Raw genomic sequence first — 22,194 nt, 5'->3', positions numbered from 1 at the left:
ATTCTCGTAGAGACAGCAAAACTGTATGTACCTAAGATGGCGAACACGGTAACCATGACTTTTTTCGGCAACCTTCAAATGGGTATATATAACCTAACCCGTTAGAATTTAACTGTTAGACCTAGAGGTACATTGTTGACCTCAACCGTGCAGAAGGAGAGTGTATGTCTGCTGAGAACGAGGCGAACAAGGAATCCTTAGGGCTCTTGTCCGATATTCGTGAACCTCGGGATTTGCGCCCCCTCAGCTACGAGCAGCTGCGTGAACTCGCTGAAGAGATCCGTCAGTTTATCGTAACGAATGTTTCTGCAACGGGTGGTCATTTAGGCCCCAATCTTGGCGTTGTTGAGCTGACTCTTGGTATCCACCGTATTTTTGATTCGCCCCACGATTCTATTCTCTTTGATACAGGGCATCAGTCCTATGTACACAAGCTGGTGACCGGTCGTCACGCCTTTGACACCCTGCGCCAAAAGGGTGGGTTGTCGGGGTACCCGGATCGTGGCGAGTCTGAACACGATATTATTCAGTCCTCGCACGCTTCATCATCAATTTCCTGGGCTGATGGTATTTCACGCGCCTACGCTCTCAACGGAGAAAATGACCGCTATACGGTGGTTTTAATCGGTGATGGTGCGTTGACCGGAGGCATGGCCTGGGAAGCCGTGAATAATATCGCCGCTGACCGTAGTCGTAAAGTCGTTATTGTAGTCAATGACAATGGTCGATCGTATGCGCCTACTATTGGCGGTTTTGCTAACCAGCTGACGGCACTTAAGCACGAGGTGCAGCAGCAGGTTGACCGTATGCGTCTTGACCATCGATATGATCGGGCGCTTGATGCTATGCGCCGTGGTCTGCAGCGTGGCGGCCCGCTGGGGCAGATGATTTACCGGGGGCTGCACGGCATGAAGGTCGGTATTAAGGACGTTGTGGTCCCCAAGGGTATTTTTGAAGATCTCGGCATGAAATATGTGGGCCCAATTGATGGGCACGATCAAGAAGCTGTTGAGACCGCCTTGCGTGCCGCTAAGAACTACGGCGGCCCGGTGATTGTGCACGCTATTACAGAGAAAGGGCACGGCTACGCTCCGGCACGTGCGAATGATGATGACCAATTCCATGCGGTAGGACGGATTGATCCTCTTACCGGCAAGCCTGTCTCAACCAGCACCGAAGAGTCATGGACGAGTGTTTTCGGTCGTGAGATCAAACAGATCGCGGATGAACGCGAAGACATTGTGGGCATTACCGGTGCCATGCTCATTCCTGTTGGCCTACGTGAATTCGCGCAAGCGCATCCGAACAGAGTCATTGATGTTGGTATCGCAGAACAGCACGCCGTTGCGATGAGTGCGGGCTTGGCGTACGGCGGTATGCACCCTGTGGTGGCACTCTATGCAACATTCTTAAACCGTGGCTTCGACCAACTCTTGATGGATGTTGCTCTTCACAAGGCGGGCGTGACTCTGGTTCTTGACCGCTCCGGCATTACTGGACCTGACGGCGCAAGTCACCACGGCATGTGGGACTTATCGCTTCTGCAGTTTATTCCTGGGTTAAACTTGGCCGCTCCACGCGATGCTGCGACGCTTCGTGAAGCGCTTCGTGAAGCCGTTGCTATTGATGATGCACCGACCGTTGTAAGGTACCCAAAGGGGTCGGTGGGTGAAGATATCGCTGCCCTGGAACGCCGCTCTGACGGGGTGGATGTGCTGACCCGCACCGGGCGGCCGCATCCTGAAACTGGGCAGCGCGATGTGCTGTTTGTTGCCGTTGGCGCTATGGCACGGGTAGCGCTCGAAGTGTCTGAGCGCCTTGCCGAGCAGGGCATCCATTCGACGGTGATTGATCCGCGATGGGTTATGCCGGTTCCGCATTCGGTGGTGGATTTTGCGCGAGACCACCGCATTGTTGTGACTCTCGAAGATGGTGTGCGCGCGGGCGGTGTGGGTTCACGCATTCGTCAAGAGATGCGTGCGGCTGGCGTAGACACGGCGTTGAGTGAGCTCGGCTTACCGGCAGAATTTATACCGCATGCGTCGCGCGAGGAAATCCTGGAAGATGTTGGTTTGTGCGCGGAAACCATTACTGCCGATATTCTCGCGCAGCTTGCGGGCGATAAGGTTCCCTTCGCACGTGAGGAAGGGCAAAAACCGCGGCATACCCAGTAATTTTTGTGGTGCTTGACCGAGTGCAAAAAAATAAAACGTTGGGGTGTGTAGATTTTCACACACCCCCAACATTTTTATTGACGTAAAATCTAGACGTTAAAAACTAATATACCGTCAATACCCATATGTGAAAGATATTACCCTCCAACAATGATCCTGCCGTCTTTCACCTCTGCTTTATAGGATTTTAACGGCGACTCAGCCGGACCACCTTTGACTGAGCCATCGGCGAGCGCAAACTGAGAACCATGGCATGGGCACACAATTTGGCTGTTGTTTTGTACGTTGAGTTGGCATCCTTGGTGGGTGCAGGTGGAGCTAAAAGCCTTGAAGACACCGTTTTCAGGCTGAGATACGATAACGGTAACACCGCCTTTGGTAAGTTTCGCCGCTTTGCCGACGGGTACCTCCGAAGCAGCCGCAATATCGGTGGGGGACTCTGGCCCGGCAGCACCGTTACCGCCGCTTCCACCACCACCGCTGGAACCTTCGGCACAGGCGCTTAAAGCAAGAGCCCCTGCGGTAGCTGTAGCCCCCGCTACGAGTGCATTTCGGCGCGAAAGTTTATGCTCCAGCTCCTGAATGCTCTGAGAGTTTGGCTCGTGCCCAGAAATTTCTGATTGTGCGCACGAACAGGTGCACGATGGTACTTCGTTCATCGTTCCTCCTTGAATTCCCCGGTGTGTGAAGCCGGGCTTGTGTGATGCTGAGGCGACCGTACCTGTGGGATAGCTGCGTGTCGCTCTTTTATAAATCTAGAGGATAAATCGTATGCACGCGAATAAGCCGTTTTGTTGTGTGGCGTGCGCCTCCATATTTTTCTTGGGTTGAGAGATCCATGTGTTAAGGCGTTAGCCAAGGTGTCGCTGGAAAACTTCATGAAGATCCGGGGTGAGGATTTCAATCTGCCACGGGCGCACATCATGCGAGCGAAGAGCCTCAAGAAGGGCCTCTTGAGAGTAAGGCTCGGGCGGATCCCAGCACAGACGCCGTATGCAATCAGCGCTGATAATATTCTGTGCTGGAATATTGAGCCGCTCTGACTCCCGTTGTACTATCTTCCGCACTTCGCTAAGAATCTCTAGTGAAATAGGGCGTTTCGTTTCCCAAGCCTTAAGCGGGGGAGGGGCGGTTGCCGGAATGGTGTAGGGCGCCGGGTCCTCACCCCGAGAAGCTGATACTATCGCACGCACCCAGCGAGGACCTTCACGTTTCAACAGTCGAGTACGGAACCCCGGAATCGCCATGATAGCTGGTACATTACGAGGCATTTTCTGCGCAGCCTCAACGAGCGCGGCATCTGAGAGTAAAGCCTTAGAATCTATATCTTTCTTCTGCGCTAATTTATCGCGCTCGAACCAAAGATTCCGCAGGGCTGTTAGTTGCGGTACGGACCGGAGCGTGTTCCGTCCCTTCGTTTTCCTCCACCGTTCGGCTTTCTTCGCAGCAGGGTCAGCGGGCGGTAGTGAACAGAGATAGGCAAATTCCTGGCGGGCATACTCAAGTTTTCCCTGGTCTTCTAAAACTTCTTCCAAGGCATCGCGTAAATCTGCCAGTACATCAACATCAAGGCATGCATAGTTGAGCCAAGACTCTGGCAAAGGACGTTGTGACCAGTCTTCTTGGGAATGCTTTTTCTCAAGTTTGTACCCCAGAAGCTCTTCGACAACAGCTCCCAGGTTCACCCGTTCCAGGCCCGCTAAACGTGCACCGAGCTCGGTATCAAAGAGAAGACGCGGTCGCATTCCAAGAAGATCCAGACTCGGAAAATCCTGGGTTGCCGCGTGAATAATCCATTCGGCATCTGCTAGAGCATCGTTGATGATCCTAAGGTCAGAAAAAGCTTCGGGATCGATCAGGTAGAGTTTATCTTCGCGTTTCAGCTGCACCAAGAAAGCCCTGATCCCGTACCGTATACCCTGTGCGCGTTCCGTATCGACTGCAACCGGACCGGATGCAGCACGCAAAGATTCAGCAGCACGTTCAAGCGCCCTCTCCGTGTTGATAATGGAGGGGACCGGAACTGACGGGGTAGTTAGCGGAATAACATCAGGAACTGTGAAATCAGCAGGTAATCCGAGCATAGGTGGGAGTTTGATAGGCTCGGTACTCGGGCTGAGACTCATCTGAAAGTGGTTCCTTGAATATCCGTTTCTGGTAGCTCCCTCGACGGGGCTGAAAACAATAACTCCACCATTCTACCCGTTGCCGCTGTGCGTTACATTTTTCTTCAAATATACCGAAAACCCAAGGATCGGCACCGGCTAACAGCAGTATTGTCTCGTAAATAGCTCTAGCTTACGACTTCTGCGGTTCCAATGTGAGACAGACAGAATTGATGCAATACCGCAGATCAGTCGGAGTATCGTATCCTTCGCCTTCAAACACGTGACCCAGATGCGAATCGCAGGCGGCGCAACGTACCTCTACTCGGCGCATCCCTAACGTGGTGTCTTCCAGATACCGCACACGATCTTCGGCGAGTGGAGCGAAGAAAGAGGGCCAGCCGCAGTGCGACTCAAACTTCTCAGCAGAACGGAAAAGCTCAGTGCCGCAGGCTCGGCACGAATACACACCCTCGGTTTTCGTGTCCCAGTATTCGCCGGTGAAGGCTCGTTCGGTACCGCCTTCACGCAGCACTGCATACTCCTCGGGGGTGAGGATTTCACGCCAGTTTTTCTCAATCTTCCCGGTGCACGGTAGTGAGTTTCCCACTGCTGCTCCTTCAAATCTTCTCTTATGAGCTGTCGTCGTTATAACAGATCCGGCTCAGGTTTTGTTCCCGGGCGGTACAGGTTCGTGACCCATTCGGTGACGGGCAGGGTCAGACCGTCCACCTGTGCCTCATAGCTGCTGCGCTGGTGCATCCCTAAACGTTGGGCCACTGCCGCTGATGCCCGGTTGCGGGTGTGAATAACGGCACATACTTGCTGATGCCCAGCATCGGCAAGCTCGCACATCACCTGCTGGGCGGCGCGGGTGGCGACGCCCTCACCCCAGAAAGCACACCCAAGCCGCCAGGCCAGCTCAATCTGCCCGGCCGGGCTCCAATCGTTCACCCACCGGTGCGCCCCGGTGAAACCCGCCACCTCACCATCAGCCAGCACCGTGTAAAGACAGAACCCTTCCCGCTCATAGTCGGCGCGAGCCCGCACCACCATATCCTCATAGTGGGCGAGTGAATCTGCGGGCCGCCCCAAATACTCCATGACGCGCGTATCCCTGAACAGCGCATACCATTCGGCGGCATCCTCCGCAGCGGGGACCCGCAGCTCAAGGCACGGCGGCTCATGCGCGAAGAGGCGCATAGCTGCCGCCGGTGAGTTTAAGCAGGTCGGCGGGGGAGAGCTCAATATCCAGCCCGCGTTTACCGCCAGAGACCATAATGGTCCGATACTGTTCGGCGCTGGCATCCAGGAGTGTGGGGGAAGGAGTTTTCTGTCCTAACGGCGAAATACCGCCCACCACATATCCAGTGCGGCGCTCGGCAACCTTCGGGTCGCACATGGAGGCGCTTTTCCAGCCAAGGGCGTGTGCCGCCGCTTTCAGATTCAGCTGCCCGCTCACCGGAACTACCGCCACCGCAAAATCTTTGTCGTGCACAATCAGAAGCGTTTTAAATACTTGCTCAGGATTGGCGCCAAGTTTCTGCGCGGCCTCCAACCCAAAGGAGGTTTCTCCCTCCACATGCTCGTATTCACGAATCTCAAAAGGAGTCTTAGTTTCCTTCAAGAGCGCGACCGCAGCGGTGGAGGCACCTTTCTTGCCGCTTTTATTCTTTTTAGCCATGAAGACTATTCTACGAAAACGTAAGGTGAACCCCTAAGGTATGTATCACCTTTACCTGCGTAGGGATGGGGTGCCTGCAAGCGTTAGGTCACACAACGTTTTCCAGCATAGCGGGTTTCTGACTAGGAGAATTAGCCGATTCATCTTCAATTGAGATACCAAAGTCGGTGACCGTACTCAGATCGTGCTCTGTCATGGTTGTGATCCCGGCACCGCGGCCAGCAGAATTGAGGATTCCAGATCCCACAATATTGCCCTGAGCATCGTAAAACCAGAGTTTATAGACCTTTCCTTCGGGCAGCGCAGGCAGATTTGTCGTTGAAACACCCGCCATGTTGTGGGAAGGGGAGTACATGACCGATACCGGCATGCCGTTGACTTTACCTTGGGCCATTGAAAGGTCAGGAGCCATGCTGATTTGCTCGACGATCGACTGGTCGCCGGGCCGTGCAGCTGCCGGATGCGCTGGGGCCGAAGAGGACGCCCTCGAGGCTTGTAGCTCCTGGGAGGTATGTTCTAGTTGCTGGTGCTGCGTGAAACCCCATAGGCCCAGACCAGCAGCGATAATAATACTTGCCGCAGCCGTCATGCGAGATGGTGAGAATTTACCCTGAGCCCCGAACCAACGCCGTTTAGCTCGTGCATAAGCGGAATTCTCTGAGTCTGCGATAGCTTGAGCGTTGTCTGCATTATCTGATACAAAGTAACCTTCGGAATCGGCATGATCACTCTTATGCTCGGCATTCACGTCATCTGTACCTAGCTCATTAGCTGGCTGGATTTGCTCGGTATGCGCAACCTGCGCCATCACACGAGCTTTAAGCTCAGCGGACGGCTCTTGCGGAGTGAGCGAAGTACCAAAAACCTCAGAGAGGACCGCAGCATCGGCCTTAGCATCTTCGCGTTCGTGTTTGGGGGTCCACGATTCAAACGCTATACGTTGCGTTGGTGAAAGCGTGTGGAGGGCGTAGTCGAGTTTATCGGGGAAATCTTCGGGATAGTCTTTAGTGCTCACGGGTGCCCTCCAATCGTTCACGTAGTTTCTGCATGCCAGCGCGCATGCGGGTTTTGACAGTTCCTAGAGGAATGCCCGTTTCATCGGAGATTTCGCGCTGTGATTTACCTCCGAAATATGCCATGGTGAGCAGCTGGGCTTGTTCGCGTGGAATACCCGATAGAGCATGGTGAATCTCCTCAGTATCCATAAAAGCAGCTATTGCATCATCAACGTGATGATAAGATTCGCGATATTCCTCAAGACCGCGTGTGAAATCACGTTCTGTGGAGGCTGCAACGGAGCGCACCCGATCAACCGCACGGCGGTGAGCAATAGTTGCAGCCCACGACAACACAGTACCCCGTTCTGCACGGTATAAAGGCGCTTTTTGCCATATTTCTAGAAAAACTTCTTGAGTAACTTCTTCCGCATGCGTTCGGTTATGAAGAATGCGGTTAATAAGCGCGTACAGACGCGGCACAAGTGCATCGTATAGAGCTTCAAAACAATGTTCGTTTCCTGCGGCAGCACACTCCATCAACGCAGTTAAGCGCTGATATTCCTGAGGAATTTGGGTGGCTTTTTGAGCTTCTTGATACGCCGAAGTCACCTGACGATCCAAAAAAGTCATGATCATATCATCTCACGCCTTATGATGACATTTGATTATTGTGTCGGTGATAAGCGAAGTTTAGGTATGTTTTACACCCTAGAAAATATTCCAGGGTGTAAAGCAGCATACCGGCAAAATATTACTTCGACATGGCGGAAGCCGAAGGAGACATCATGGCGTCTTTGTTTTCCATCTTGCCTCCTTTGTCACCGTCCATCTTGTTGTCATCATGCTTCATGCTGTCATGATCTCCCTGCATTTTATCGCCGTCCATCTTGCCGTGGTCGCCATCCATCTTGTCCCCAGACATGGCAGACTGGCTCGGCATAGCTGAAGGCGACATCATAGCGTCTGAACTCATCATGGCAGAAGAAGAGGGGGTGGATGATGCAGAAGAGCTCGACGATGCGCTCGGCGATGAGTTCTGATCAGAAGCGTTAGAAGAACATGCAGAAACACCAGCAACGAGGGCTAGAGAAACAGCTGCAAAAGACGCAGTGCGAAGAATAACGGACATACGTAACTCCAATCTTATATCGGCACAGGTAACGCGGAGGTGAGCCCGTACCGTTGCAAAATATTCAGAATCCTAAACTGGACTCATTAGGTATTCGGAACATTCAGCCCGCTCGGATTGCAAAACCTCAGAAAAATTTTTAAATGATGTATCCGACTACCTCTCGCAACAACTTGAGAAAAACTTCCATGAACTTGAATATTGCGGAGTAAAAGGCCTCATTAAGATGCTGTCAATTGTGCAGGCATCGCTATAAAAATAATTTCAACCAAACCGAAACCGCAGTTCGTTCCGAATACAACCATGACAACACGTGAGGCAGCATCGCCTCGCATTACCAATCCATGAGGAAAATAACTATGCTGTTATCGCTCATCATCCTTGGCATACTCGGTGGTCTTATCACTGGGATCTCGCCCTGCATCCTGCCTATCTTGCCCGTTATTCTCGTCACTGGCGGTGCAGATTCAGCGCGCACTGCATCTACCGAATTTGAACAAACAGACATAGCAAAAGATTCTGCGGACAATATGCAAGCCTTATTCTCGCGCAGAAGCGCAGTTCTCGGAAACGCAGCTTCAGCACCCATGCAGCGTACTGCATCACGCTGGCGTCCCTATCAAGTTGTAGGCGGGCTCGTTCTGAGCTTCAGCCTCTTTACCCTGCTCGGTTCGGTTATTCTTGCTGCCCTGCACTTGCCGCAAGATACGCTGAGGATTTTAGGTATCACCTTCCTCATTATTGTTGGGCTGAGCATGCTTATACCCCCGTTGGAGCGCCTGCTTGAAAAACCTTTCGCGAAATTCTCAAAACTCGGAGCGAAACGCAGCACCACACGTGGCGGCTTCCTCATGGGGCTTGCTCTCGGTCTCGTCTATGTGCCCTGTGCAGGTCCGGTTCTTGCAGCTATTACCCTTGCTGGCGCAACTGGAAACATCGGTATCGAAACCGTAGCACTCACCCTATCTTTTGCTTTCGGAACAGCTATTCCGCTGTTGATCTTTGCTCTTGCGGGGCGGAGCATCGCAGAACGAGTTAAGACGTTCCGCAACCACCAGCGTGGAGTGCGCACCGCCTCGGGTGTACTCTTGATCGCTCTTTCAATCGGACTAGTATTCAACGTTCCCGCCCAGCTACAGCGCGCAATTCCGAATTATACGGAAGGGATTGAGCAGACTATCAGTCAAGATACGCAGAATAATATTATTTCTTCCTCCACCGGTGGGTCGATAAGCTCGTGCCGACCCGACGAAGAAAAATTGCAGGACTGCGGCTCAGCCCCGGAATTAGCGGGTGGCACTGGTAACTTCAACACTGAGAATCAGCCAAGTCTCGCTCATATGCGCGGAAAGGTTACACTCGTTGATTTTTGGGCATACTCGTGCATTAACTGTCAGAGGACGGCACCGCACCTGAATGAGCTCTACGCCAAATACCATGATTATGGTCTAGAAATAGTGGGAGTACACACGCCGGAATATGCGTTTGAACACGAAGGTAAGAATGTCCAGGCAGGCATTGAGAACCTAGGTATTAAATACCCGGTAGTTCAAGACAACGACTATGCTATTTGGCGTGCTTACAGCAACCGCTATTGGCCTGCACACTATCTCATTGATAGTGAAGGTAAACTTCGTGCTGTTCACTATGGTGAAGGTGGGCATAAGGTGACCGAGGCACAGGTACGCGAACTTCTCAAAGCCGCAAATCCACAAGTGCAGCTTCCAGACCCTATTCACAAGGATGATGCACAAGAGGAAACACAAAACGCGCATGATGCGCGAACCCCTGAAACGTATCTGGGCTCTAAGCGCGCAATGTACTTTGCGGGGCAAGAAAGCTACTCTAACGGAACCCGAACCTTCAAACCAGCAGATCGTCTAGCTGTTGACCAATACGACCTCAACGGTACGTGGTCTATAACCCCCGAACGTATTGAGCCTCAAGGAAACGATGGTACTTTGCGGATTAACTATCGTGCCCACGGAGCGCAGGTTGTTGCCGGCGGCAGCGGTACCATCGAAGTGCGGCGCAATGGTACAACGGAAAAGATTCATGTAGACGGCGCTCCCAACGCCCACCACATTGTGCGCGGCGATGAGCAAAGTAGCGGAGTTATTGAGCTCAAGGTCTCGCCCGGAGTGCAGCTGTACTCGCTCACCTTCTCATAAGTCTCTGCCGAATCTCACGCAGAATTCACCCCTGACGACTAAACCCGGGACTGTGTTTTCAAGGTTTTAGATCGCACATGACTAAAACCACGTAAAACGCATAGTCCCGGGTTTTACTGCGTTTTCACCGCATCTGTACCCGAGAGAGAGAGCACTCCGAGTACCGGGCTGCGGCAAGCTCAGCACATCCGTACTAAACTTAAGACAAGTAACATAGACGTCACTCAGAAAGTTATATCGTGCCCGTCACCTACGAACACCTTACCGAACGTATCCCAAACGTCTCAGCAGAAGAGCTTCTCGCTGGGTTTCGTCCCTCAGAACGATTCGGTGAAGTGTCATTCGACAGCTATATTCCCGATCCAAACCAGCCCTCCCAAGCTGAAGCAGTACAAAAACTCAAAACCTTCGGCGATAAAATCAACAAAGGAGGAAATTCCGGCGGGTTCTTCGGCAAACTTTTTGGCGGTAAAAAGAAAGACTCCGCAAAATCCGGGCTCTATTTAGATGGCGGCTTCGGTGTTGGGAAAACCCACCTTCTAGCTTCCCTATGGCACTATGTTGACGGACCCAAAGCCTTCGGTACCTTCGTCGAATACACCAACCTGGTTGGTGCCCTCACCTTCCGCAAAACCGTAGAAGCGCTCAGTGGGTACAAGCTTGTCTGCATTGACGAATTCGAGCTTGATGACCCCGGCGATACTGTCCTCATGTCCCGCTTGATGCGCGAACTCGCAGATGCTGGCGTTAAACTCGTAGCAACCTCCAACACCCTCCCTGGTGCCCTCGGCGAAGGACGCTTTGCCGCCGAAGACTTCAAACGTGAAATCCAAGTACTTGCCGAACAATTCGAAGTACACCGTGTGGATGGTGAAGACTTCCGTCATCGCGGTCTTCCAGCTGCACCGGAACCCGTAACTCCCGATGCGTTCGACGCTAAGGTCGAGGAAGTATTCGACGGAAAAACCGTGGGTATCGATACCTTCTCAGAGCTTGTCGAACACCTAGCGAAAGTGCACCCTTCCCGTTACCGCCAGTTTATCGACGGTCTGCAGGGTATCGCTTGGCGCGATGTACACCCGATTACCGAGCAAGCGGTAGCGCTGCGCTTTGTTGTGCTCGCTGACCGTCTTTACGACAAAGACCTGCCGATCGTCTCATCCGGCGTACCTTTCGACCAGGTCTTCACCCCCGAAATGCTTGCTGGCGGTTACCAGAAGAAGTACTTCCGTGCCGTCTCGCGTCTGACGGCGCTCGCTCGTGAAGGCTTGCTAGGGGAATCAGAGGCTTAGACTTCATGGCATTGCGGTATAGCGTAGAATGCTGTGCTTGATATTTGCGACCTTATTTGTGTAGAAGGTTGTAAGGTTTTTGGTACTGACGCTCGGCCTAAAAAGTGCGGCAAAAGATTTGGCAAACGACGAAAAAACCCGTATAGTATTTATCTGTCAGTGCGACGGGTAAAGCCTGTTGTTGATGCTTGAAAAGCACCTGATAAGCGGTTGTAGCTCAGTTGGTAGAGCACCACCTTGCCAAGGTGGATGTCGCGAGTTCAAGTCTCGTCAACCGCTCGTAGGACTCCTAGAGTTCGAACTCATCTCGCGAGAGATGTATGCGGTGAGGTGGTCGAGTGGTTAGGCAGCGGCCTGCAAAGCCGTGTACGCGGGTTCGAATCCCGTCCTCACCTCGCAACAACACATTGATGTTGTAGGCGCGATTGGCGCAGCGGTAGCGCGCTTCCCTGACACGGAAGAGGTCACTGGTTCGAACCCAGTATCGCGCACAAGTAAAAAGTCCCGGTTCTTAGAGAACCGGGACTTTTATGTTGCTTATAAACCTTCTTTAGTCATCAGAAATTTGAATAGCCTCAAGACCTAATTCAGGAGAGTAACGAAGAAGATAATCGACGAGCTTCACCTCGTAGAAACCGGAATCCTGTAGCTCAAAAGGCAAAATTAGCTCACCGGCAAGCATAAAGCTTTTCTGCCACGAGTCAATGCGCTCGTCTTCTAACTCCTCAATGGCAGCATCAAAGCGGAGTTTTCCATTAACCCTGTTCTTTGGAGAGTCTGAGTATTGGTAGGGCAGACGTATAGCTGATGCTAATAACTCGAAGGCTAGGGGCTTTGTGGGCTCCTCTGGATCCTTTGCATTGTGCCAGTCAATATCCTGGTTTTTCCGTGTAGCGCTGGGAATCGTACGGTAGCGGTCAATGTAGCCGTCTCCATCGCGTTCAACCACTATCGCAATCACCTCAAGAGAAGCGTCACTATCGCGTACACGTGCCTCACCAATTTGGTCTTCTGAGAGTGTTCCGTTTTTGGTGTTGATGTAATTATTCATCACATCAGCCATCACTGTTTGGGTTTGCGCACCTGGATGTTTCAGTAAGTAGGATTGCGCCCTACGCTCAGCGGTTTCCCAGTTCTTATTGAATTCTTCGCGTGCTTCCTGGTATGCATCGTTCCAAGCATCAGGGTACTTTGGAGTATCTTCGTATGCTTTCTGAACAAGCTCGCTCATATCCGCCGGAATGCGCAGAGCTTTGCCGTCAAAATAGGGGAGTAACTGCGCATAACTGCTGAGCAGGATAGCGGGCTCGTAGACCGAACGTGAGCCTTTGGGGAACTCGGGGACTTGGGTTTCAGAACCAAAAATTTCAACACCACGAACGTAGCAGATGGGTGAACGATACTCGGAAGGTCGTTCTGAGTCATCACGCTCATGACGGTGCAGGCGGCCTAGCCTTTGAAGTACTAAATCTACCGGGGCGAAGTCGGTCACCATGACATCAAAGTCGAGGTCGAGAGACTGCTCGATAACCTGTGTTCCCACCACGATTAAACGTTCTGGGCGGCCATCACCTCGGTGAGCGCCTTTACCGAGCTGCGAAACTAAATCAGCTTCTTTCTCCGCACGATGTTTAGAGGTAAAACGGGAATGGGTCAACATTACGTCAGCGCCAAATTTTGCTCGAAGATGCTCGTAAGCGTTTTGAGCCCGACCCACCGTATTACAGATAACTGCGGCACAGCCGTGCCCGCTTTCTAAGGGTTCCAGCACTTTATCAAAGTCGGTGAACTCGTCACCTATCTGACGAATGGAGATTGTTACCTGCTCTTCGGGGGCTGTTACCTGCTCTTCGGGGGCTGTTACCTGCCATTTACGTGGCGTGTAACCATCCTCGGCAGTGAGCGTATGAATAACTGGATAATCTAGGTCGAGAGAAGGCCCAGTAACATCCTCTGAGTCGAAATCATCATCAAAATCCCATTCAGTAGAATCCTGAATTTCAAGACCTTCCGCGTAACTTTCCATTAAAGAGGTGCGAACATGTGCAGGTAGAGTAGCCGACATGAGAATAACGGGTGCGTTCATCTGACCCAACCAATGGAGTGCCTCCTTGAGATAAACACCCATATAGGCATCATAAGCGTGCACCTCGTCAATGATGACGACTTTAGAACCTAACCCAAGGTGGCGAAGCATCACATGGCGTGACTGTAGAGCCATCATAAGAATCTGGTCGATAGTACACACAACGAAGGTCGAAAGAATGCCGCGTTTCCGACCGCCTATCCAACTGTGACGTGCTACTGAAGTATTAGGGCGTATACTCTGTTTCCCTTCAACGTCGGCTTCTGAATCGAAGATATCAGCTCGTTGTAGGTAGCGGAAAGAATCTTGCTGTTGGTTTTTCGCATGGCCTAAAAACATAGTGTGCGGTTCAGAACCTCCAGCAGGCCCTTGCGCCCATGCTTTGACCCGATCAAAAAGTGCGTTTGATGTCACCTGAGTAGGGGCAGCAAAAGCAAGCCCGCTGCGTCCTGTTTCTTGGGCTAGAATTTCGGCAGCGATGAGTCCAGCCTCAGTTTTACCTTGTCCCATAGGGGCTTCAATGCACATCATGCCGCCGCCCTTCATCGAACGTGCGGCTTCGACAACAACTTCTTGCATAGGTCGCAGAGTGGGATTTTCCCAACTAAACCGTGAACTGTACAGATCGGAAGTATCACTGTTTTCAATATGAGCAGCCCAGGGATGTTCGAGTCCGAGAGCTTCCCAGCCTTGATTTAGGCGCCCATGTTGTGCCTCAACACTAAATGTGCCCATGGGGAAATACTCGGGATTAGACGCGATCCAATCCGCCATAATTACCAGGCCAGTGAGATAAAGCTGTACGGAAACAGGGATTTTGGTTCCTGACATGAGTTTCTTAAGAACCTGATCTGCGCCAGTTTGCTCCAGTGTCATCTCGAAAAGCTCTTGCCATGCTTGATGCCACTTATCGTTAAGCCCCTCAAAAATTGCACAAGCACGTCCGGTTTCTGGAACATATTCTGCAGGCACGCCATGGTGAGCACCAGCAATACTTGCAATTGTTTTGGCAGTCTCTACATCGTCTGTGTAACGTTCAGTAAGCAGCTTGATAATGATGCTCTGGCTATAGGTTGAGTGAGGGCATCGGGTTCCTGCAGGTGGTGTTGTGAGGTGAAGAGGAAAATTAAACTTGTGTTCTTCAATCCTATCTCGAAATACGCGGAGCTCTTCTTTGCCACGTGAATCTAACTGCCCCGCAAACTCTGGTGTCGCTTTGCCCATATCGTGGGTGGCGGCAACCCAACAGGCGAAAGACTTGGCCTCATTCTGTGTGAGGTTGAGTAACTCCATGATGCGCTGTTTAGCACCAGGGGAGAGCCACTTATCCCAAAGCTCAGCAGCTACAGATCCTGCATCCGTCATATGCTGCGGTAGGGAAAGGCCAACACTTGGGCTTTCTTCCGAACCGGTTTTTGCCCAGAGAGATGATGCTTCTGCCGAGGCAAGCTGGCTGGGACGGGTGAAATCTTTGACTATCATTCTGACTCCTGATCAGTTAGACTTATAAGCCATTGTTCCCGCGAAACGAGAAGCGCGGGATGAGCCTTTTGTACGGTTCCTTCTTAAAATGTTCCCCAGATTTCTGGGGATCTTCTCGCTTTAATCTTATTTTATAACTTTGTACGTTTTCTTCTTGACTTAATATTTCCTTTGGGTCTACACTGGGGCTGTGCTCAGTTGAACCTGGTGATACCTCAGAGTATCTAATGAGCTTCACATCTTTTATTTTGAAGTATGTGATAAGCATATAGTTAAGATTTCGTCATTGTGCGACGACTCTTAGCATGTGACCTTAATCAATGATGAAAGGAAGGATTATGTCTACTGGACAGTCGGTGCAAAATAATGTGGGCTCCGGCTTTAACCTGTGCTATGAACCATGGATTCCTGTTCTCTATGCCTCAGGGAAAGTGCAAATAGTTTCCTTGAAGAAGTTGTTTGAAGACAGCGGAACGATTCGCAAAATCCATGCTGGTGATGCAACAACCGATGTTGCGATTCTCGGAGTGGCTACTGTTGTGTTGTTCCGTGCAATTCTTACAGATTCAGGGGAATATGGAGAGCTATACACTAGTCCTAAAAACTGGATTCAGGGTGTTCGTTCGGGTGACCCTGAGCGGTTAAAGTTTATTTTTGACTATTTGGAGAAGTATCAAAACCGCTTCGACCTTTTTGACGCCGAGCGTCCTTTTATGCAGGTTGCAGATCTGCACACGAGTAAATGTGAAGTAAAACCTGTATCACGTTTGGTGTTAGACTCCGAGAGCGAATATTTCTCAATGCGTGCCGAGCAAACATTGACATCGCTGAATTACGCTGAAGCGGCACGATACCTAGTAACCGTGCAGGCATACGATTATTCGGGCATTAAATCTGGTGCTGTCGGGGATCCTCGTGTTAAGGGAGGCAGGGGATACCCTATCGGCGTAGGTTGGTATGGAGCTACGGGGAAGATTATCGTTCACGGCGAGAATCTTACTGAAACCTTACTGTACTGTATCGATTATGAACAGCTTCTCAATGTTGAAAGGGTAAGGGGTAAGAACCATCGACTTGCTCTACAAGACAAGCCTGTTTGGGAACGAGAGCTTCCCGATACCGCCGCTCCTCGTGCATATACGGGTGGTGACCCCACCAAGTATAAAGACGAGCCAACGCCTGCAACTGGCATGTGTGAAATTCTGACCTGGCAATCGCGCCGTGTTCGTCTTTTCCCTGAAAATGGGCGAGTCACTGGGGTGCTTGTATCGAATGGTGATAAGTGGCTTGACCGGAATACTTATACCGATCCGTTAACCGCCTACCGGTTTAGTAAAAATCAGTCTACTCAAACTCACTATGTCTGGATGCCTCAAACACACAGCGCCGAACGCACCTTATGGCGAGGAGCAGATGCGCTACTAACCAGGCTGTCTTCCTCTCAAGAAAAGCAGAACAAACCTGCCACCGTTATCCGTCAAATCTCCAGCGGTAAGTATTTTTCACCTGATACAAAAACCAAAATTCAGCTGGTTGGCATGGTGTATGGTACTCAAAGTTCTATCGTTGAAGAGACTATTGATGAGTCTGTGACCTTAGAACTAGGTATTCTCACGGAACAAGGTGCCGAAATTTCTGCAATGGTGCGTGACAATATTCAGCTAACCATGGACGCGTCCATTGCGCTTGGGCAGTATGCAGGAAACCTGCTTCGTGCTGCTGGTAAGGAATACGAATTCCGTCCTTCCGTAACGGAAAGTATTTTGCACCGTATGGAAGATGAATTCCGCAGCTGGCTTGCAGATCTGAGCGTTTCTGACGATGTCTCTGCACAAGCCGCTAAATGGCAGTCAAAAGTACGTCGCATCCTTGAGGGTGAGGCTGACCAGCTTGCTGTGAGTGCTGGCCCTAAAGCTGCCATAGGAACTATCTACGATGAGCAGCTCTACAATACGGCTAAAGCACGCCGTCAGTTTGGCGGCCGACTGTATAAGCTTCTGCCTCTCGCATATTCTTCAACACCTACTGAGAAAAAGGAGGAAGGTAATGAGTGATTCTGGGGATCAAACTACTGTAAAAAGCTATGTTACTGACAAGGTAAAGGAAATTTACGAACAGAAAGAAGAACATGGTAGCTCTCTCGCCATCGCTCAATTAGCACAGCTCCGTCGTGGTGCAGGTAATGATCCAGCGAATAATCCAGGACTCTGGGAAATTGTCTTCGGGAAAAGCAAAAAAACTCCTAATTTTCCTGAACACTATAAAGGGAAGGGTGACGCTCTTAGCTACGAGGAACAAGCAACCTATGCCGCTGTCACGTTATTTGCTTTGCATCAACAATCACGGTCACAATTAATGCATGTGCCAAACTTTAGGTTTGGTACGGCAGTGGGACAACTTGTTCTGCAGACCAGCGAATCCATGAAAAAACGATTCGACGCATTGTTAAAAGCACGAAGTGAATCGGCACGCAGGCATTATTTGCGTAGTCTCATAACACTTCTACGGTCAGAAGAAATTGCTTTTGACTATGGGCAATTTGCTCAGGATTACATGCAGTTACAAAATCCTGAAAAACGTGATGCGGTTATTCTGCGCTGGAGCCGTGAATTTTTGTATGGCTACGAACCCAAGAAATCTAAAACCTCAGAGGAAACCTCTAAAAACTAATTGAAAGGATAAGAACTATGTCGTTCTTTGTTGATATTCACGCTCTGCAAACTCTTCCCCCGTCAAACATTAACCGTGACGATACCGGAAGCCCAAAATCCGCTATTTTTGGTGGTGTGAGCCGCCAGCGTGTCTCTAGCCAGGCATGGAAATCAGTCATCCGCCGTAACTTTGAAGAACACTTAGACCGCTCTGAAATCGGTGTTCGCACCCGCCAGGTTGCCGACATGATTGTAGACCGCATCACCAATATCAGCCCCGATTTTGACCCAGATAAAGCCGAATCAGCTGTTGTGGATGCTTTCAAAGCGGCCAAAATCAAACTTGAGAAGCCTAAGGCCAAGAAGGGAGAAGAAAATACTGGCCGCGCTGTATCGGGTTACCTTCTCTTCCTGAGTAACCAGCAGATTAACCGTCTTGCCAACGCCATCATAGAAGCTAACGGCGAGAAAATCCCCGCTAAGGAAGTCAAAGATATTCTGGATACCGAGCATAGTGTTGATATCGCACTCTTTGGCCGTATGTTAGCTAACGTCCCCGATTTCAACGTGGATGCCGCTTGCCAGGTGGCTCACGCCCTTGGGGTACATGGTTCGGAACCTGATTTTGACTACTACACTGCCGTCGACGACGTAATCCGGGAGTCTGAGGATGAAACCGGTGCTGGAATGATCGGCACCATCGAGATGGCCTCCAGCACCCTTTACCGTTACGCCAACATCAATGTGGACGCTCTGAAAACTAACCTAGGCGGTTCAGCAGTTGCCACCGTTGAAGCTACCCTCGCTTTTATCCGTGCCTTCATTGACTCGATGCCCACCGGGAAACAGAATACGTTTGCTGCACGTACTCTGCCTGAAGCAGTAATTGTAACGGTGCGTGAGAACCGCCCGATCTCCTACATTAATGCATTCGAAAAGCCTGTTACAGAGAAATCTTCCGAAGGACGCCGTCTCGCAGCCGCCCATGCGTTAGCAACGGAAGCAGCAAATATCCGTGAAGCCTACGGATATGAGCCTAAGGTTTCATACGTGGTAGCGCTTGGCGAGCTACGTAAAGCACTGTCAAATATGGGAGAAACTGTCACCTTAAAGGAACTTCTAGCTTCCCTTGAAAGTCAGCTGACCGAGCTGGTTGGTCAGGAGTCTTAACCATGCCTAGTCTGCTCCTTAAACTGAGCGGGCCAATGCAGTCCTGGGGTACACAAAGCCGATACCGCCGTCGAGATTCAGGGCATGAACCCAGCAAATCTGGCGTTATTGGCTTGATAGCCGCAGCCTTAGGACGTGCACGGACAGAGCCCGTAGATGACCTAGCTCGGCTTAACTTTGCGGTGCGTGTGGACGCGCCGGGCACTTTACTGCGCGACTACCAGACTGCAAAAGATTGGGATCGTCCAAGAGATGACGTTTCGCTTTCCACTCGTTATTATCTTTCAGATGCAGTTTTTGTGGCTGCTGTAGAAGGAGACCAAGAGGCCCTCAAGAATATCGAGTCAGCGCTTAAGAAACCGGTGTACCCGTTATATTTAGGGCGGCGTTCCTGCCCGGCAGGGTATGACCTTGTACTTGGTATTCGTGAAGAATCTGCTGAAGAAGCCTTGCGGAATGAAGAGTGGCATGTGCCTGAGCACCGCCGCGCTGAGTTCCCCGATCCTGTACAGCTGCGTATTCTGCGGGATGCAAAACCTGGTGAGCAGGGAGATCTAGTACAGGATGTTCCGGTGAGCTTTAACCAGGAACATCGGCAATACGCAGTACGGGCTGTAGTTTCTGCCGAACCTAAGACAGTTGAGAACCCCAAAGGCAAACGTCACAGCGACGTTGACTTCATGAGGACGGTGACCGAAGCATGACATACTTCTCAAAATTCCTCATTAATCCACAGCGCCGGGGCGCTCGCAAACTGTTAAGCAGCCCGCAGGCTTTGCACGCAGCCGTCATGGCGACCAACCCTCCAGACATAAAAAAAGAAGATGGACGCATACTATGGCGTCTAGATATCACTGGTCACCAGTATGTGCTGTATGTGCTAAGCCCTGAGAAGCCTGACTTCTCGGCTCTGGTTGAGCAGGCAGGATGGAATACCCGGCCAGGAGAGAGCGCCCACTACGGGCGCCTACTCGCGAAACTGGAGAACGGGCAGGAATGGGCTTTCAGGCTTGCTGCCAACCCGGTAAAACGCCAGGTTAAAAGCAGTAAGACATGGCCGCACGTAACACCAGTTCAGCAAAGTGCTTGGTTGCGTGAACGCACTTCACAATGGGGGTTTGAGATTATTCCAGCGGAAGGGCAGGAGCTTGAGGATGCCCCTACTGTAACGGGCCGTAATGATCTTTCCTTCAGCCGCCGTGATACCGGTGGGCATGTAGGACGGATCACCTTACGTAAAGCGCAGTTTGACGGTGCCTTGCGTATTACCGATGTTGAGCTGTTCCGTAAGGCACTGGTTAACGGTATGGGTCGAGGTAAAGCTTACGGCATGGGTCTTATGACTTTAGCGCCACTTGCCCAGTAAAACCTCTACCTTGTTTATGCGCACATTGTGTGGCGGGGCGCTAAACAGCGCCCCGCCTGATGCATAAGTAGACATGTGTTATCGACTTGTTCATTCTTCAAGGAGGAACGATGATTGGGGCAACTCCGCCCAATATCAGTGAGCTAACAAGGAGCTCAGAACGAATCTCTTACATTTATGTGGAACACGCAACAATTCACCGTGCAGACAATGCAATCACTGTGACAGAAGAGCGGGGAGTCGCCCATATCCCAGCAGCGTCTTTAAGCGCCTTACTGCTGGGACCCGGTACGCGGGTAACTCATCAGGCCATGACATTATTAGGAGAATGCGGTACCTCGGTTGTATGGGTAGGAGAGCAAGGGGTGCGTTACTACGCACACGGTCGGTCTTTAGCACGTTCCTCTCGATTACTCCTTGCTCAGGCAGAGAAAGTATCAAATACGCGTTCTCGCCTAGAAGTCGCACGCACTATGTATGCATGGCGTTTTCCCGACGATGACACTAATGGGCTCACGATGCAACAGCTTCGGGGACGTGAAGGTGCCCGGGTACGACGGGTATACAGGTACTGGTCAGAGCAAACGGGAGTTCCATGGACACGACGTAGCTATAATCCAAATGATTTTGGAGATGGAGACCCTATTAACCAGTCTCTTTCAGCAGCACACGCTTGCCTCTACGGTATTGTTCACGCCGCAATAGTTGCTTTGGGATGCGCGCCAGGACTGGGATTCGTGCATACCGGTAACTCGTGGTCTTTCGTATATGACATCGCTGATCTATACAAGGCTGAGATTACTATTCCGGTGGCTTTTCAGGTGACTGCTAAGTATGAGGAAGGTCAGGATATAGGGGCTATTACTCGTCGTGCTGTCCGTGACCGTATTCGTGGTGAAAAGATTATGCAGCGGGTGGCCCGGGATATCCAGAAATTACTAGTGCCTGAAGAAGTTCCGGAGGATATCTTAGAAGCAGATATCGTGGGGCTCTGGAACGGCCGGGGAGAGGAGCAAGAAAGCGGGTACAACTATGGAGCTGATGAGTGATGATTGTTGTCGTATTATCCGCATGCCCGGTTGGTTTACGAGGTGATCTTACGAGGTGGCTATTAGAAATTAGTGCTGGCGTTTTTGTAGGAAAAGTGAGTGCGCGTGTGCGGGAGCATCTATGGAATCGTATTACGGTTACTTGTAGTGATGGACGTGCTCTTATGGTGTACTCGGCAGATAATGAACAGCGTCTTGATTTTAAGATTCATAATTATCCATGGGAGCCTGTAGATTTTGAGGGGGTTAAACTTATGATGCGTCCGTCTACTCCAAAAAAGGGGTTGGTACCTCGAAAAGGATGGAGCAAAGCAAGTCGATATAGGCGTGCTTCACGACGCAGGTAAGAGCATATCGTGTATTCTTGGAAGTAGGTTATGGGCTTTAAACTAATACTAAAACTTGAGGTATGGGGGTAAAACCCCATGTCAGAAAGTATGTTCCCCGCACCCGCGGGGATGAGCCCTACTGGAAGACATGCCATTTGTGAAAGACACCATGTTCCCCGCACCCGCGGGGATGAGCCCACCTGGCGCAAAAGCTCACCAAAACATTCCGAATGTTCCCCGCACCCGCGGGGATGAGCCCCCTTATTGGTCTGGTAAAACTCAGACGCTTGTATGTTCCCCGCACCCGCGGGGATGAGCCCATGCCAGAGCTTTATGTTTGTCTCTGCATTTCATGTTCCCCGCACCCGCGGGGATGAGCCCCCGAAGCGTCCTTCGGACGTTGAGCGTATGTCATGTTCCCCGCACCCGCGGGGATGAGCCCTGTACAAAGATGACCCGATACTAGTGAACGCAATGTTCCCCGCACCCGCGGGGATGAGCCCTATTG

19 protein-coding genes, 3 tRNA genes and 1 CRISPR repeat array are annotated in these 22,194 nt (G+C 51.2%); of the genes, 13 read left to right on the top strand and 9 right to left on the bottom strand.

What is annotated here, in order from left to right:
* Positions 1 to 164 precede the first annotated feature (164 nt).
* Entirely contained in the window at positions 165 to 2,174 is a 2,010-nt protein-coding gene (dxs, locus tag HMPREF3016_RS10560) for a 1-deoxy-D-xylulose-5-phosphate synthase (RefSeq protein WP_048751604.1), read from the top strand.
* Positions 2,175 to 2,311: 137 nt separating this feature from the next.
* Here the strand turns inward: dxs and HMPREF3016_RS10555 are convergent, their stop codons facing one another.
* The 8 genes from HMPREF3016_RS10555 to HMPREF3016_RS10520 form a co-directional block, all read right to left on the bottom strand.
* On the bottom strand, positions 2,312 to 2,833 hold the full coding sequence (locus HMPREF3016_RS10555) for a Rieske (2Fe-2S) protein (protein WP_048754283.1): 522 nt from the start codon (positions 2,831 to 2,833) through the stop codon (positions 2,312 to 2,314).
* 192 nt (positions 2,834 to 3,025) lie between these two features.
* The gene (locus tag HMPREF3016_RS10550) at positions 3,026 to 4,300 is read right to left on the bottom strand and encodes an HRDC domain-containing protein (RefSeq protein ID WP_048754284.1); all 1,275 of its coding nucleotides are present in this window, start codon (positions 4,298 to 4,300) and stop codon (positions 3,026 to 3,028) included.
* A gap of 172 nt (positions 4,301 to 4,472) precedes the next feature.
* Positions 4,473 to 4,889, bottom strand: a complete 417-nt coding sequence (gene msrB, locus HMPREF3016_RS10545; protein ID WP_048751607.1) for a peptide-methionine (R)-S-oxide reductase MsrB — start codon at positions 4,887 to 4,889, stop codon at positions 4,473 to 4,475.
* Positions 4,890 to 4,927: 38 nt separating this feature from the next.
* Positions 4,928 to 5,482, bottom strand: a complete 555-nt coding sequence (locus HMPREF3016_RS10540) for a GNAT family N-acetyltransferase (RefSeq protein ID WP_070742020.1) — start codon at positions 5,480 to 5,482, stop codon at positions 4,928 to 4,930.
* Positions 5,463 to 5,963, bottom strand: coding sequence for a Cys-tRNA(Pro) deacylase (gene ybaK / locus HMPREF3016_RS10535; protein WP_048751307.1), 501 nt, complete (start codon positions 5,961 to 5,963; stop codon positions 5,463 to 5,465). The genes HMPREF3016_RS10540 and ybaK overlap by 20 nt, the downstream gene beginning before the upstream one ends.
* A gap of 88 nt (positions 5,964 to 6,051) precedes the next feature.
* Positions 6,052 to 6,978, bottom strand: coding sequence for an anti-sigma factor (locus HMPREF3016_RS10530; protein WP_070742017.1), 927 nt, complete (start codon positions 6,976 to 6,978; stop codon positions 6,052 to 6,054).
* On the bottom strand, positions 6,968 to 7,591 hold the full coding sequence (locus tag HMPREF3016_RS10525) for a sigma-70 family RNA polymerase sigma factor (RefSeq protein WP_239664679.1): 624 nt from the start codon (positions 7,589 to 7,591) through the stop codon (positions 6,968 to 6,970). The genes HMPREF3016_RS10530 and HMPREF3016_RS10525 overlap by 11 nt, the downstream gene beginning before the upstream one ends.
* A gap of 121 nt (positions 7,592 to 7,712) precedes the next feature.
* Complete coding sequence (locus tag HMPREF3016_RS10520; RefSeq protein ID WP_013398938.1) at positions 7,713 to 8,090, bottom strand: hypothetical protein; 378 nt, start codon at positions 8,088 to 8,090, stop codon at positions 7,713 to 7,715.
* Positions 8,091 to 8,449: 359 nt separating this feature from the next.
* On the opposite strand from HMPREF3016_RS10520, the gene HMPREF3016_RS10515 reads away from it, so the two are divergent.
* The 5 genes from HMPREF3016_RS10515 to HMPREF3016_RS10495 all read left to right on the top strand — a co-directional run bounded on the left by HMPREF3016_RS10515 (position 8,450) and on the right by HMPREF3016_RS10495 (position 12,044).
* Complete coding sequence (locus HMPREF3016_RS10515; RefSeq protein WP_070742011.1) at positions 8,450 to 10,261, top strand: cytochrome c biogenesis protein DipZ; 1,812 nt, start codon at positions 8,450 to 8,452, stop codon at positions 10,259 to 10,261.
* 239 nt (positions 10,262 to 10,500) lie between these two features.
* Positions 10,501 to 11,553: a cell division protein ZapE gene (gene zapE, locus HMPREF3016_RS10510; RefSeq protein ID WP_048751306.1), complete on the top strand. Its 1,053-nt coding sequence runs from the start codon at positions 10,501 to 10,503 to the stop codon at positions 11,551 to 11,553.
* Positions 11,554 to 11,759: 206 nt separating this feature from the next.
* Positions 11,760 to 11,832 (top strand) — tRNA-Gly (locus tag HMPREF3016_RS10505).
* A gap of 45 nt (positions 11,833 to 11,877) precedes the next feature.
* A tRNA-Cys gene (locus HMPREF3016_RS10500) sits at positions 11,878 to 11,948 on the top strand.
* Between the two features lie 24 nt (positions 11,949 to 11,972).
* A tRNA-Val gene (locus tag HMPREF3016_RS10495) sits at positions 11,973 to 12,044 on the top strand.
* Between the two features lie 59 nt (positions 12,045 to 12,103).
* Here HMPREF3016_RS10495 and HMPREF3016_RS10490 read toward each other — a convergent pair.
* On the bottom strand, positions 12,104 to 15,121 hold the full coding sequence (locus tag HMPREF3016_RS10490; protein ID WP_070742008.1) for a CRISPR-associated helicase/endonuclease Cas3: 3,018 nt from the start codon (positions 15,119 to 15,121) through the stop codon (positions 12,104 to 12,106).
* Positions 15,122 to 15,459: 338 nt separating this feature from the next.
* Between HMPREF3016_RS10490 and casA the strand changes: the two genes are divergently transcribed.
* The 7 genes from casA to cas2e all read left to right on the top strand — a co-directional run bounded on the left by casA (position 15,460) and on the right by cas2e (position 21,704).
* Positions 15,460 to 17,175 carry a type I-E CRISPR-associated protein Cse1/CasA gene (casA, locus tag HMPREF3016_RS10480; RefSeq protein WP_070742001.1) on the top strand — a complete coding sequence of 572 codons (1,716 nt, stop codon included), beginning with the start codon at positions 15,460 to 15,462 and terminating at the stop codon, positions 17,173 to 17,175.
* Positions 17,168 to 17,791, top strand: a complete 624-nt coding sequence (casB, locus tag HMPREF3016_RS10475; protein WP_070741998.1) for a type I-E CRISPR-associated protein Cse2/CasB — start codon at positions 17,168 to 17,170, stop codon at positions 17,789 to 17,791. The genes casA and casB overlap by 8 nt, the downstream gene beginning before the upstream one ends.
* 17 nt (positions 17,792 to 17,808) lie before the next feature.
* The gene (cas7e, locus tag HMPREF3016_RS10470) at positions 17,809 to 18,942 is read left to right on the top strand and encodes a type I-E CRISPR-associated protein Cas7/Cse4/CasC (protein WP_070741995.1); all 1,134 of its coding nucleotides are present in this window, start codon (positions 17,809 to 17,811) and stop codon (positions 18,940 to 18,942) included.
* A 2-nt stretch (positions 18,943 to 18,944) separates the two neighbouring features.
* Positions 18,945 to 19,646 (top strand): type I-E CRISPR-associated protein Cas5/CasD, encoded by a 702-nt coding sequence (cas5e, locus tag HMPREF3016_RS10465; protein WP_048751429.1) that lies wholly within the window; start codon positions 18,945 to 18,947, stop codon positions 19,644 to 19,646.
* Entirely contained in the window at positions 19,643 to 20,308 is a 666-nt protein-coding gene (cas6e, locus tag HMPREF3016_RS10460) for a type I-E CRISPR-associated protein Cas6/Cse3/CasE (RefSeq protein ID WP_048751428.1), read from the top strand. Before cas5e ends, cas6e begins: the two co-directional genes overlap by 4 nt.
* 110 nt (positions 20,309 to 20,418) lie before the next feature.
* Positions 20,419 to 21,357: a type I-E CRISPR-associated endonuclease Cas1e gene (gene cas1e, locus HMPREF3016_RS10455; protein WP_048751427.1), complete on the top strand. Its 939-nt coding sequence runs from the start codon at positions 20,419 to 20,421 to the stop codon at positions 21,355 to 21,357.
* On the top strand, positions 21,357 to 21,704 hold the full coding sequence (gene cas2e, locus HMPREF3016_RS10890) for a type I-E CRISPR-associated endoribonuclease Cas2e (protein ID WP_080972529.1): 348 nt from the start codon (positions 21,357 to 21,359) through the stop codon (positions 21,702 to 21,704). Before cas1e ends, cas2e begins: the two co-directional genes overlap by 1 nt.
* Positions 21,705 to 21,794: 90 nt before the next feature.
* Positions 21,795 to 22,189: direct repeats of the CRISPR family, unit length 29 nt; unit sequence ATGTTCCCCGCACCCGCGGGGATGAGCCC.
* Positions 22,190 to 22,194: the final 5 nt, after the last annotated feature.

Origin of the sequence: Rothia sp. HMSC065D02, from assembly GCF_001815285.1 — a bacterium.
Classification (GTDB): domain Bacteria; phylum Actinomycetota; class Actinomycetes; order Actinomycetales; family Micrococcaceae; genus Rothia; species Rothia dentocariosa.
The sequence above is the reverse complement of the archived record's forward strand: the minus strand, read 5'-3'. Positions and strand labels throughout refer to the sequence as shown.

What these genes read in the sequence shown, in the direction of transcription:
- dxs (WP_048751604.1), top strand. Translation starts at nt 165, where the DNA reads ATGTCTGCTGAGAACGAGGCGAACAAGGAATCCTTAGGGCTCTTGTCC.
- HMPREF3016_RS10555 (WP_048754283.1), bottom strand. Translation starts at nt 2,833, where the DNA reads ATGAACGAAGTACCATCGTGCACCTGTTCGTGCGCACAATCAGAAATT.
- HMPREF3016_RS10550 (WP_048754284.1), bottom strand. Translation starts at nt 4,300, where the DNA reads ATGAGTCTCAGCCCGAGTACCGAGCCTATCAAACTCCCACCTATGCTC.
- HMPREF3016_RS10540 (WP_070742020.1), bottom strand. Translation starts at nt 5,482, where the DNA reads ATGCGCCTCTTCGCGCATGAGCCGCCGTGCCTTGAGCTGCGGGTCCCC.
- ybaK (WP_048751307.1), bottom strand. Translation starts at nt 5,963, where the DNA reads ATGGCTAAAAAGAATAAAAGCGGCAAGAAAGGTGCCTCCACCGCTGCG.
- HMPREF3016_RS10525 (WP_239664679.1), bottom strand. Translation starts at nt 7,591, where the DNA reads ATGACTTTTTTGGATCGTCAGGTGACTTCGGCGTATCAAGAAGCTCAA.
- HMPREF3016_RS10520 (WP_013398938.1), bottom strand. Translation starts at nt 8,090, where the DNA reads ATGTCCGTTATTCTTCGCACTGCGTCTTTTGCAGCTGTTTCTCTAGCC.
- HMPREF3016_RS10515 (WP_070742011.1), top strand. Translation starts at nt 8,450, where the DNA reads ATGCTGTTATCGCTCATCATCCTTGGCATACTCGGTGGTCTTATCACT.
- HMPREF3016_RS10490 (WP_070742008.1), bottom strand. Translation starts at nt 15,121, where the DNA reads ATGATAGTCAAAGATTTCACCCGTCCCAGCCAGCTTGCCTCGGCAGAA.
- casA (WP_070742001.1), top strand. Translation starts at nt 15,460, where the DNA reads ATGTCTACTGGACAGTCGGTGCAAAATAATGTGGGCTCCGGCTTTAAC.
- casB (WP_070741998.1), top strand. Translation starts at nt 17,168, where the DNA reads ATGAGTGATTCTGGGGATCAAACTACTGTAAAAAGCTATGTTACTGAC.
- cas7e (WP_070741995.1), top strand. Translation starts at nt 17,809, where the DNA reads ATGTCGTTCTTTGTTGATATTCACGCTCTGCAAACTCTTCCCCCGTCA.
- cas5e (WP_048751429.1), top strand. Translation starts at nt 18,945, where the DNA reads ATGCCTAGTCTGCTCCTTAAACTGAGCGGGCCAATGCAGTCCTGGGGT.
- cas6e (WP_048751428.1), top strand. Translation starts at nt 19,643, where the DNA reads ATGACATACTTCTCAAAATTCCTCATTAATCCACAGCGCCGGGGCGCT.
- cas1e (WP_048751427.1), top strand. Translation starts at nt 20,419, where the DNA reads ATGATTGGGGCAACTCCGCCCAATATCAGTGAGCTAACAAGGAGCTCA.
- cas2e (WP_080972529.1), top strand. Translation starts at nt 21,357, where the DNA reads ATGATTGTTGTCGTATTATCCGCATGCCCGGTTGGTTTACGAGGTGAT.